This window comes from Chitinophaga japonensis, from assembly GCF_007830125.1.
Taxonomy (GTDB): Bacteria; Bacteroidota; Bacteroidia; order Chitinophagales; family Chitinophagaceae; genus Chitinophaga; species Chitinophaga japonensis.
The window spans coordinates 1928620-1940836 of the sequence record NZ_VLLG01000003.1; the positions used below are offsets into that span (position 1 = coordinate 1928620).

The 12217-nt window shown below is 56.4% G+C and carries 8 protein-coding genes; all 8 read right to left on the bottom strand.

Annotated features, from left to right (window positions below):
• Window positions 1–165 precede the first annotated feature (165 nt).
• Entirely contained in the window at window positions 166–1473 is a 1308-nt protein-coding gene (locus LX66_RS16940) for a condensation domain-containing protein (protein WP_145715560.1), read from the bottom strand.
• The gene (locus tag LX66_RS16945) at window positions 1470–2795 is read right to left on the bottom strand and encodes a phthiocerol/phthiodiolone dimycocerosyl transferase family protein (RefSeq protein WP_145715561.1); all 1326 of its coding nucleotides are present in this window, start codon (window positions 2793–2795) and stop codon (window positions 1470–1472) included. The genes LX66_RS16940 and LX66_RS16945 overlap by 4 nt, the downstream gene beginning before the upstream one ends.
• A 110-nt stretch (window positions 2796–2905) precedes the next feature.
• Window positions 2906–4201: a condensation domain-containing protein gene (locus tag LX66_RS16950; RefSeq protein WP_145715563.1), complete on the bottom strand. Its 1296-nt coding sequence runs from the start codon at window positions 4199–4201 to the stop codon at window positions 2906–2908.
• Window positions 4202–4276: 75 nt separating this feature from the next.
• Window positions 4277–5485 carry a glycosyltransferase gene (locus LX66_RS16955; RefSeq protein ID WP_145715565.1) on the bottom strand — a complete coding sequence of 403 codons (1209 nt, stop codon included), beginning with the start codon at window positions 5483–5485 and terminating at the stop codon, window positions 4277–4279.
• 74 nt (window positions 5486–5559) lie between these two features.
• Window positions 5560–6780 (bottom strand): glycosyltransferase, encoded by a 1221-nt coding sequence (locus LX66_RS16960; protein WP_145715566.1) that lies wholly within the window; start codon window positions 6778–6780, stop codon window positions 5560–5562.
• An 11-nt stretch (window positions 6781–6791) separates the two neighbouring features.
• Window positions 6792–7556: an alpha/beta fold hydrolase gene (locus tag LX66_RS16965; protein ID WP_145715568.1), complete on the bottom strand. Its 765-nt coding sequence runs from the start codon at window positions 7554–7556 to the stop codon at window positions 6792–6794.
• Window positions 7547–7846, bottom strand: a complete 300-nt coding sequence (locus LX66_RS16970) for an acyl carrier protein (protein ID WP_145715570.1) — start codon at window positions 7844–7846, stop codon at window positions 7547–7549. Before LX66_RS16970 ends, LX66_RS16965 begins: the two co-directional genes overlap by 10 nt.
• On the bottom strand, window positions 7834–12141 hold the full coding sequence (locus tag LX66_RS16975) for a type I polyketide synthase (protein WP_145715572.1): 4308 nt from the start codon (window positions 12139–12141) through the stop codon (window positions 7834–7836). The genes LX66_RS16970 and LX66_RS16975 overlap by 13 nt, the downstream gene beginning before the upstream one ends.
• Window positions 12142–12217 lie beyond the last annotated feature (76 nt).

Sequence of the window (12217 nt, forward strand, 5' to 3'; positions counted from 1 at the left end):
ATGATTCATGAAGGCAAGATACAAATTACTGTTTTAATGCATGCGCGGAGCGACCTGGCATACGTATAAAAAGTACAGGGCCGGATAGATATCCGGCCCTACTGATGAAATAGGAAAATTCATTTAATGTCCCTTCGAATATCTGAATTCTTTAGCTGGATTATGCTAATGATTCGTTAACGCATTTGTTAACGCGGCCCCGGTCTTCACCTCCTGCGTCACCAGCCGCATGGCGGCCTCCCGGATCGCTGTCGCTTCCTCGCAGGAGAGAAAGCTGTCGTTTGACATGAACACAAAATCCATCTGCCCCCGGAACGTGGTGGTGACCAGGGTATTGGGGTTTCTCCACGGAAAGGCCACCGTAGGGCTGTAAATGGTTTCCACCTCGAAGGACTGGTAGCTTTCCGGTATGTTCAGCCGGCCCATGTTGGAGAAAGTAACGTCATGGCTGCCACTGGTGACCTTTAACAATTTTACCAGTTTGCCGGCGGATGCATGGATATATTCACCGATCATCAGTTGTATGAACACATTCAGCTCTTCAATTTTTTTGGACAGGTCTTCTTTCAGTTGCCAGGCCTGTACCCAGAAGCCTTTGGCAGTGGGTGGCGCTGCGGGGTCCAGCGAAAGGTTTACGGTGGGAGCATAGGCAAACAGCGTGTCCGGTCCGATGGCGTTAATAAAGCGGCGTATATCCACCGGCGTTATCAGCTTGTTTTTGGCGGCGTCTCCCTTTACCTGTTGAAAAGCGCGCAGCACCGCTACGCACAATGCCGCGTGCACGCTGGTGCCTTCCGCCTTGCAGCGGGCTACGAAAGCGGCGGAGGTGGCGGCGTCCAGCTTCCAGTGCAGGAGATAGTCTTTGCCTTTGGGCGGTATCTTTTTGCGCCACAGCACAAAGGACAGGGTAAGCCAGGCCAGTATGGCGGAGCGCTTGCCTTTCCGTACCAGTTGCCTGTTCTGCAGGTAGGGAGCGGGTATCAGGTCCTGTATGGCGTTGAAGGATGTGTAAGGCGTTAACGTGGTTCCGGGCTGGTCCAGCAACTGCAATACTTCCCGCAGGAGGGTGGCCACAGAGGCGCCGTCGCAGATGCAGTGATGGCAGACCAGCATCAGTTCAGACACTTCGGCGGAACGTATCCATACCACCCGGCACAGGGGACCGTTGCGCATATCGAAAGGCGTGCTCCATTCCGCCGCGGATTCCCGCTGCCAGTCGTTGTCCTGCTGCCTTTCCACGATGCGCACCGGTATGGCGGCTACCTGCGCATTCCTGATAAAATGCGGCATTCCCTTTTTGTCGGGTGCTACGCCTGCCTGCAGCAGGGGATGCCTGGCCTGTATGGCCGCCAGTGCCTGCCGGAGGTTTTCCTGGCGGACAGCACCGCGGATCTTTGCCACGAATGCGCTGTTGAGCGGCGTGTGCCCGTCGCCGTACATGATCCTTTCGCCAATGATCAATTTCCTGTTCATGTTTGTGTTTTTGATGTGCTAATGCGCTGATATGCTGATGTGCTGATGAATGAATGCGAATCTTCTTGTAATCCCATTAGCAGTTCCATCACTTTATTTTTAATAGCTTCTGCTTCCTGTTCCGGCAGGTAGTGATCATCTGAAAGCAGCGAAAAGCTCAACCGGCCTTCAAAGGTGCTGGCAATGATGAAATACGGGTTAGCGGATTTAAACACCTGCACGGGATTGTAAACGGCCACTACTTCAAACGAATGGTAGCTGGCCGGTATATCCAGCCGGCCCAGGTTGGAAAAGGTGAAAACCGGCTTGCCTTTGGCGGCGATAAAATATTTTTCCAGCCTCTGTACCAGCGCATGCTGGCATTCGTAAAGTACCAGTATGCGCTGCTGCTTTATAGCATCCAGCTTTTGATGCAGTTGTTTGTGCAGTTGCCTGGCCTTGTCAAAGAAACCCGCTTCCCGGTTGTTGTCCAGCCTCAGGTCTACGGCGGAGGCAAAGCCCAGTAGCATATCCGGTTTTATAGCAGGCAAAAACCGCCTGAGGTTTACGGGAGCATATATTTTGTTATGCACTATTCTGCTACCCGGCGCTTGCCGGAACGCTTCCAGGAAGGCCACGCATAATGTGGTATGTATGGTTACCTGCTCCTGTCTGCAGCGCGCTGTGAGCGCAGCGGTGGCGGCCGGGTCTAGCTCCCAGCGGAGGGTGTAGCTTCTGCCCCGGGGCACATGCTTACGGGGGCGTTTAAGAAACAGTAATACGCGCAGCAGCCATACCAGCAGTCTGCCCTTAAGGCGTATTCCCTTGTCCGTTAGTATGTTTGCCGGCACCAGTTCCCCGATAGTGGAAAAGGTAGGGTGGGGCGTTATTTCCGTATCCGGTCGGTCCACCAGCATCAGTATTTCCCGGCACAGCGTTACGAGGGAGGCGCCGTCGCATATTACATGATGGCATACCAGCATCAGCTCCGAGGCTTCCTTGCCCTGCAGCCACACTAACCGCATCAGCGGGCCCTGCTGCATGTTAAAAGGCAGGTGGCATTCCGCTTCTGCTGTTTGTATCCAGTCATTGTCTGTATAGCGCTCCATGATGCGCAGGGGTATTTCCGGTATAACAGCCGGTGTAACGAACCAGGGCGTTCCCTGCGCATCTTCCACTATGCCCGCGGTAAGCGGAGGATGCCTGGCCTGTATCTTGTTCAGGGTCTGGCGCAGGCGGTGTGCCGGGAATGTGCCATGTATTTTCACGGTAAATGCGATGTTTTTTGGTGTGCAGCCATCTCCATAAATGAACCGCTCGATAAATAATAGCTTTCTATTCATGATAAAAAGGATTTTTTTGATCCAATAGAAAGCTGGCACGGTTATGTACGAAGCTGGAAGTATGAAGTATGAGGTATGAAGTAAGCGGCAGGAGTCCTACTTCCCACCTCTTACTTCATACTTCCTACTTCAGCCGTTACTGTTGTCGCCTTTTTTTCTTCCATTAATAATTCCATGGCTTTGTTTTTTATGGCCTCCGCCTCTTCGTACGCCAGGTAGGCATCGTTGGAGAGGAAGGAGAAATTCAGTTGATCATCAAAAGTGCTGGCAATGATACCATTCGGGTTGGCGGATTTGAATATCAGCACGGGATTGTGGATGGTCTCTACCTCGAAGGAATGGTAATGCCTGGGAATGTCCAGCCGGCCCATGTTGGAGAAGGTAAGATCGTTGTTTCCCCTGGCGGTGCTCATGTACTGCGAAAGTTTTTTCACTACCGGGTGGTAGTATTCGTTGAGCATGAGCTCCTCGTATACTTTCAGGTTCTCCAGTTTTTCCGACAGGCGATCGTTCACCTTCCTGGTCTGCGCGCTGAAATCCAGTCCCGGGGCTTTGTCCAGGGAGAGCGTAATGCTGGTGGCAAACCCGAACAGCATATCATCTTTTATTTCCGTAATGTACCGGCGCAGGTTCACCGGGCAAAAGACCTGGTTCTTAGCTTTGGCGCCTTTTACCTGGCGGAAGGCCCACAGGAAGGCGGTGCACAGCGCGGCATGTACGGTGGTGCGCTCCTCTTTGCAGCGCCGCACCAGCGCGGCGGTGGCGGCCTTGTCCAGCTTCCAGCGCAGGGTGTAGTCCTTTCCCCAGCGGATCTGTTTTTTACCTGGCACAAAGAAGAGGAACAGGCGCAGCAACGCCGCGATCACCCTGCCTTTGCGCTGCAGCTTTTTGTCAGACAGGATGGCGTCCGGCACCAGGTCCGCAATGCTGCTGAAGGACTCATACTGCCCGATGGCCAGGCCGGGCTGGTCCAGTAAAAGCAGTATTTCCCGGAAGAGGGTAACGATGGAGGCGCCGTCGCAGATGCAATGGTGGCACACCAGCACCAGGTCAGACACCACGCCGGACCTGATCCATACCATGCGCAGCAGCGGCCCCTGCTGCATATCAAAAGGCTGCGCGCATTCCTTTTCAGATTCCCGCATCCAGTCCTCCTCGGAACTGCGTTCCACGATCCGCAGCGGCACCTCGGGTACCGGCGAAGGGGATACGAACCAGGGCGTGCCCCTGCTGTCCTGCTTTACACCAACGGTGAGCAGGGGATGCTTGGCCTGCACCTTCGCCAGCGCATTGCGCAGGGCCGCTTCGTTCACAACACCCCGGATCTTTACCGTAAAGGTGATGTTCTTCGGGATGGTGCCGTCTGCGTAGATGAACCGCTCCAGGAAAAGTAGCTTGCGTTTCATATCAGATAGTGTTCAGTTTTTAGAATGTAAAATGTAAAATGATAAATGTAAAATGTAAAAGTTGGCGGGAGCCTTTTACATTTGAAATTTTACATTTATCATTTTACATTCTTCTACAAAGGTTTCCAGGTATTCCACCGCTTTGCTATTGCCTCCCGCCTGGATGAAGGTGTCCCGTATGCGGGAGGCGGCATTACGGTACTGCGGGTTTTCCAGCAGTTGCCACATGGCGGATCGCAGATCGTTTATCCGCAGCCGTTTGTAGCGCAGCTTGATGCCACAGCCGGCCTTTTCTATCAGGGACGCTGTATGGAAATGGTCGTAGGCAATGGGCGTGATCAGCATGGGCAGCCCGTTCATGAATGTATCATTTACGGTATTGAATCCGCCGTGGCAGATCACTGCGTCCATTTTTGCCATGAGCTGCGACTGGGGCACATAGCCCTGCACCATGAAGTTGTCCGGCCATTGCTCAAAGATGTCCGGGCTGGTGGCGGCCACGATGGTCAGCGGCTGATCTGCAAAGGCGGTGACCAGCTTGCTGAAAAATTCCCGGCGGATATCTACCAGCAGGGTGCCTAGGGAGACGTATACTTTGGGCGATGTCGCCTTGTCCAGCCGTTTCCAGTCAAAGGGCGTATCGTTGGGCCGCCCTTTTACCGGGCCTACAAATTTCATGTGCGGCGGCGGGTGGGCGATGCCGGAAAATTCCTGCGAGGTGAACACGATATTCAGCTTGTCGGAATTTACTACAGATGCCGGCGCATAAATGCCGAACTCCTCTTGCAGCGCCATGATATGGCGCACCCACCAGGCATGCACTTTAGGGGCGCTCATGGCGTCGCCGCCTACATCCGGCGGCACCGGCGTGGTGGTAACGCAGGGAATGCCCTTGTTATAGGCGCATATCGCGCCGGCAAAGGTGATGCAGTCATTGATGATCACATCCGGCTGGAACTCGTCCACGATGCGCGGCAGGCCCTTCATCAGGAACCGGCAGAAGGGGAGGTAAGTCTCTTCCAGCGCCAGCTTCAGTGTTTCCGCACCGGAAATGTGCGGACCATCGTCCTGCCGTTTTAATATGCGCTGTATTTCCGGTAAATGTTCCTCCAGCTCTGCATGGGGCACGATGAACCGCCCGCCGGCAGGTACATGCGCAGGCGCAATTTCCCGGATGCCTGCCCAGGCTACCTGGTGGCCCCGGGCTATCAGGCTGGCCCCTACGCTCAGCGTGGGACTGATATGCCCGAAGAAAGGAGGAACGACGAATAAAAATTTTGACATAGAAGAATATTTTAATGTGCGAATATGCGAATGTGCAAATGTGCAGATGATGGAATATTATGTTTCGCGGGCATTCATTTGCACATCTGCATATTTGCACATTCGCACATTCGCACATTCACACACATTTGTTCTAATAACCCTGCCGCTCTCACCGTTCCTCCCGCGCTTTCAAAGGAGCCGCGCAACTGTCGCGCAGCGGCGGCATACCGGCTGTTCTCCAGTATCTCCCACACGGCATTTTTCAGGTGCTCCGCTTTGAACCGTTTGAAGTTGAGCCGCTGCCCGCTTTCCGTGGCCGCCACCCTGCCGGCTACAAAGGACTGGTCGTAGGCAATGGGGATCACTACCAGGGGCAGGCCGTGCGCCAGTGTTTCACAAACCGTATTATGCCCGCCATGGCATACCACGGCATCCAGGTAGGGCAGCAATGACAGTTGGGGCACTTTTTCATACACCAGGAAATTAGCGGGCCAGGCATCAAACAGGCCGGGATCGGATACCACTACCACGGTCAGTTGCTCCTGGCCCAGCGCCGTGCATACCTTGCTGAAAAATTCCTTTTTATAGCTGTGGTCAAAGGTGGTGCCGATGGACACCAGCACTTTGGTTCTATACGGCATGCTATGGAACTGCTCCCAGTCAAACGGGATGGCGGCCGGCCGGTGCTGTATCACCGGGCCTACGAACTGGTACTGCTCCGGCAGCTCCGTGTCGCCAAAGAAGGCCCGGGAGGTAAATACGAGGGTCAAGGCGTCGGAACGCTGCAGGGGCCTGTCAGTATCCAGCCCCAGCTCCTGCTGCAGCGCTATGATCTTCCGGTCGCCCCATTCCTTTATCCTGGGCAGGTCGTCCATGGCCCTTACGGCGGCGGGGGCGGTAACTGCCGTGGCGTAGGGAATGCCTTTCTTTTCCGCGGCGATGGCGCCGGCAAACAGCTCGTGGTCATGGATCACCACGTCCGGCTGAAAATCTTCCAGCCACTGCGCAATGCCGGGATACATGTACCGGTTCAGCGGTATCAGCACATCGTCGTACAGGAATTTGATGCTTTCCACGCCGTACACCTCCTGCTGGCGGATACCATCCAGGTATTGCGCGCCATCGCCGGAGGACGCTTCTGCCGGGTACTGCACCAGCAGCAATTGTCCGCCGGGCGGCAGCTTTTCCTGCAGGGCCGGCTCCAGGCTGATCCAGCCCACGGCATGCCCGCGCAGCAGCAGCTCGGCGCCCAGGCTCAGGGTAGGATTGATATGCCCGGTCAGGGGCGGCACAACAAAAGCAAATTTTGCCATAGGCGTTGTCGTTATAGATCGGTCTCAAAAAAGTTTTTTAGTTCATGTCCAATGGTCATGGGCTCCTGCACCGGGATGTTGTGGTCGCCATTGACCAGCAGCAGCCGGGAGCGGTTTATTTTTTCCTGCAAGTGGCGGCCTGCCGGTGCGCAGTCGGACGATGCGCCGTAGATCAGCAGCGTTTCATGCGGGATGGCGGTGATCTCCTCACTGCTGAAGAAATGCCGCTCCTGCTGCATGTCCTGGCGGATGCTGCTTTCCTTTAGCAGGAACTCGTACATCCGGTGCCGGCGCTCCAGTTGCCTTTTGCCCGGCTGCAAGGCATGGCCGGGCTGCCCGTTGATGAAATGGAGCAATAGCTCTTTGCTATAGATGTCCACGATGCTCATGGTTTCCTGTTCATAAGGGTCCGGGCTTTCTATCACGGCCAGCTTTTTTATCTTTTGCGGGAAGCGCGCCGCTGTTTTCAGCGCGATCAACCCGCCGTAGCTGTAACCGGCCAGGTGCACGGCGTCCAGTTGCAGCACTTCCAGCAGTTCCATCAGCTCATCGCTCATGGCCTGCAGGTGGTAGCCGTGGCTGGACTTTCCGCTCATACCGTGACCTTTCAGGTCATACAACACCACATGGAACCGTTGCGCCAGTATAGGCGCAATATTGAAATAATAGATAGACAGGTTGGTGAACATGCCGTGTATCATCAGCACGGTTTCTGCCGCCCCGGTATTCATCTCCTGCAGGTGGATGCGGGTATGTTGCAGGTCCACTACAGGCATGAACGGATGTATTTGGTGATATCGCCCAGGTTCAACTGGATGATCTCGTCCAGGTCCATGTTGGACAGCCAGCCCGTAAAATCAATGTTCCGGCCAAAATGCGCCTTTACCTTTTCCGAAAAGGCCACGATCTCGATACTGTCCATTTCCAGGTCTTTGGTAAAGGAGCTTTGCGGGGTGATCTCGAGGTCTTCCACGAATTCTTCGCCGATCACTTCCGTGATGAATTGCTTCAGTACGTCCAGGATCTCCTGCTCGCTCAGGTTGGTAGGTTGTGTTAACTGGTCCATCCGATAATGTAGTTTTTATACTTGATTGTATGAATGATAATGTCTTTGATGGTCAGGTCTTCCCCGTTGATCGCTGACACCGTATAGGCTTTCGGGTTACCCTGCAAGCCTTTGCCCAGGTGCTTGCCGTAGGCTTCCTTGGCCACCCAGTAGCGGGTGAGCCATTCGGCAGGATCACGGTCGCCCAGCAGCGCCAGCTCCGCGGGATCAAACACCAGCTCTTTAAAAGCCGTGTTATGCTCCCGGATCTCTTCTATGTCTATGCCTACCGGCCGGCCCTGGCGGGCAATAGCTACGGCGTCGGTATTTTTGTGCGCGATGGAAATATGGATGCCGTCCGTCATGGGGCCTTCGGGAAAAGGCTGCCCGGTTTCGCCGGAGGCAATGGCAAATTCCACCGGGTAGTACATGGCCTGCCGCTGGTCCAGCAGCAGCGCTTTTACCGCATCTTTGGCGGCCACCCGGCTGATGGTCCATTCTTTCTTTTTATGCAGGGGCAGGGCATTGTAGTGTTTCTTCTCCGCCTGGTTGAAGTAGCGCTTTACAATGAAATCCCAGGAATTGACCCGGCTGTAGGCATTATGGAACATGAACACGCCCGGTACGATCTCCGCAGACAGGGCGTGCCCGGGGGAGATGAGGGCATTCCACAGCCGTTCATCTATTTCCAGGCGGCGGTTCTGCCAGCCGCGTACAATGGCCCACACCTGGTTGTCCCGCTTCAGGATGAAATCCGCGATGGCAAATTCATCGTTCAGCGATGTAAGCCGGCAGGTGCATTCAAAGCGGCCCTGCTGGTCCTGCAGGGGTGCGTAAAATTCCACCTCCTGTATTTTCACGGGGAAGGCTATACGGTCTTTGGGCAGCGTTAGCTGCAGCCACAGCCCGAAGAGTTGCCCGGCATTGTCCAGCAGGGAGCCTTTGCCGGCCCTGCCTTCAATGATGCCGGTAATGCCTTTTTCGGCGATCACGCTCACCTCCCGGATGCCCTGGTAGGCGGGGCCGTGAAACATGCGCTGGCTGTAGATCTGCTCCGGCGTAATGTGCAGGTCCAGCGGAGCGCCGATGTCTGCCTGCTGCCGGTCCGGCCGGTTATACTCCCGGGACAGCAGCACTTCTGCGCTGGCGTATTTTTCCAGGTGCAGGTACAGGCGGCCCGGCGCTTTCCACTCGCCCAGTATGGTTTCCCGGAAAGGCGTGGCCACGTTCATCCATTGCAGCACCTTTACCTGCATGATCTTTTGCACCTGCATGCCCGGCGCGTTTTCCAGCGCGGCATCCCCGAACAGCTCCAGTATCATGGTCATGGGGATCACCGGCTCCATATCGTCCGGGCAGTGCCATCCCGGCCGCTGCCGTATCAGTGAGTGATCCAGCAGGTAGGGGTGGGTGTCCAGTGAAACATGAAGGGGGCTGCTGATGGGAGTTGCTTTTACCGCCGCTGCCGCCACCGGTGCTTGCACCGGCGGGGCCGTATGCCCGCTACCGTTAGTGACATTATTATTAGCGCTGTTCCGTTGCTGTAATATTTCCAGTACAGAGTGCTGGATATGCGATATCTCTTCAAAATTGGCCAGCAGGGCCTGCATGACGGGGGAGGCGGCTGTTTCCGGCATGCCGGCTGCCCGCACGGGCGCTGCTACCGGCAACTGCTTCAGCGCATCCAGCTCCCGCAGGATGGGGGAGCCTAGCTGCAGCTTCACTGGTGCGGCGGCAGGTTTGCTTTTAACAGCGGCTGCGCCCATGAAGGAGGTATCCACTGCCTGTCCTTCCACAAAAAGCGCGGCCAGGACCCTTTGCAGTTGGCAAAGCCCTGATCTGACGGGTACGCTGGCCGCTATGGCGCTGTAGGTCTTTCCTTTTAAAGTATCATCCACAAAGCCCACCAGGCCGCCCGCGCCTACCTGCACAAACACCCTTACGCCCTCCTGGTGCAGTTTTTCCACCAGTTCCCGGAAACGTACAGGCTGCAGCAGGTGCTCCACGCTCAGCTCCCGGATGGCAGCTATGGTATCGGGGTAAGTGCTTAGGGTGGTGGCGGACCATACGGGCACGCTGGCTTCCCGGAACTCCAGGAGGTGCATGCCGGCCAGCAACAGGTCCAGCTTTTCCCGCACAAAAGGGGAATGGAAGCCGGAGCGGAAAGGCATTACCTGGTAAAAGATCTGCGCTTCGCGCAAGGTGGCGGTAAACTTTTCCACGGCTGCATGCGTGCCGCAGAGGATCACCTGCTGCGGGCAATTGTCTATGGAGAGGTAGATGTCCTTCGTGTTCTCCAGCAGGGGGCGAAGCTTGTCATAACCGCAGCCGGCCACCAGGAAGGTGGCATCCTGCTGTTCAAACAAAGCGGGGTCCAGTTGCTCCTGCAGGCGCAGCAGGGAGGCTTCTTCCACCATGCCTGCGGCGCGCCCGGCCAGCCATTCACCCAGGCTGTGCCCGGCGTTCAGGTCCGGCTGCACGCCCAGCCGCTTCAGGGCGGCGTCCAGTATGCCGCTGCTTTCAAGCTGCTGCTGCGCTGCGCCCAGCACGCCGGTGGTGGCGGCGACGCGGGGCAGGCCGGGCAGGTTGAAGTAAGCGGCCACGCTGTCGGTCTCACCGCTGGCCAGGCCGTCCAGCCCGGGGAACAGGAAAGCCGTTTTGCCGCCTGCCGCCAGCAGGGGATCATTGGAAAACCAGATGTCCTGCCGGTTCCGCCAGGGCATATCTTTATTGACTATTTTAATGGCCTTGCTGATGCGTTCCGGGGTAGGATCAAACACGGCTATACGATAATGGCCTTCCCCGGTTTCTTTTTGACCCGTTTCCAGCGCCCTGACCAGCGCGGTTTTATCGTGGCGGGCCAGCAGCAGCACGGCATCTTTTTTTAAACCGGCGGCCAGCCCGTTGAATTGTTTTTTTACGGGGGCTGTATTTTCTGCAAAGCCTTCCAGCACCACATGGGCATTGATGCCGCCAAAGCCGAAGGCATTTACGCCGGCGCGGCGCGGCAGCCCGGTAGCTTCCCAGTCCACCGCTTCCTGTACGGGCGAAAAGCGGGTTTGGTGCATGAACGGCAACGGCTCTTCGCAGTGGAGGGTAGGCGGCAGCTTGCCATGGTAGAGGCCCAGCGCGGTCTTAATGAGCCCCGCCATACCGGCGGCGGGCATGGCATGGCCGATCATGGATTTAATGGTGCCGATGCCTGCTTTGGGCAAGGAGGCATCATTACCGAACACCTGCAGCAGGGTGTCCAGCTCTGTTTTATCGCCCAGTTGGGTGGCGGTGCCGTGCGCTTCTATGTATCCTATTTCCCGCAGGTCGGCGCCGGCCTGCTGCCATGCCTGCCGGATGGCTTTGGCCTGTCCTTTTACAGAGGGGCTCATCACGCTTGCGCCGGCGCCATCGCTGGATACGCCCACGCCTTTGATCACCGCGTAAATGCGGTGCCCGTCGCGTACGGCGTCCTCCAGCCTTTTCAGCACCACGAAACCGCAGCCTTCCCCGATCAGCAGGCCGTCCGCCTTCTGATCAAAGGGCCGTATCTGCTGGTTGCGGGACAGGGCGCCCAACTGGGTGAAGATGCTCCAGAAAGGCGCGTTCTGGCTGGCATGCACGCCGCCGGCGATCACCATATCGGCGCGGCGGCTGCGCAGTTCCTGTACGGCATGATCCACGGCGATGAGGGAACTGGCGCAGGCGGCGTCTATGGTATAGGCCGTGCCGCCCAGGTTCAGGCGGTTGGCCACTAGGGAGGCCACCAGGTTGGGGATCAATCCCATGGCGGTATCCGGGCCAAAGCGGCCTTTCTTTACCTGGAATTCTTTCTTGACCCGGTCCAGCGCTGCTTCCGGCAGTTCCGGCAGCAGGTGCCGCAATACCCGCACGATCTGCTCGCCGGTGCGGATGATCTCAATGCCCCTGACGGCGCCCGGGCCGGGGTAATTGCCCTTGCCGATGATAATGGCGGTATTGTCCAGCGGCAGCGCTTTTTCAAACACGCCCGCATCCGCCAGCGCCTTATCGGCCAGGCCCAGGGCCAGCAACTGCTCCGGTTCGGTACTGTCTACCACCAGCGGCAGTATGCCGTATTGTATAGGATCAAATAATGCATATTCGTCTATAAACCCGCCACGCCTGCAATAGAAGCGGTCTACGGCGGGCTCCCCGGAAAAGAACATGCCTTCCAGCCGGTTTTCCGGCACCGTTTGAATGGCGTCCACCCGGTTGATGATATTATTCCAGAAAGCCGCTACATCCCCGGCCCCCGGAAAAATGCAGGACATGCCTATGATTGCAATATCAGTGTTGCGCTCCATCTATTGAATTTGAAGAAAGAAGTAAGAAGTATGATGTATGAAGATTGAGGTAGCACGCTGGAAGTATGAATATGTG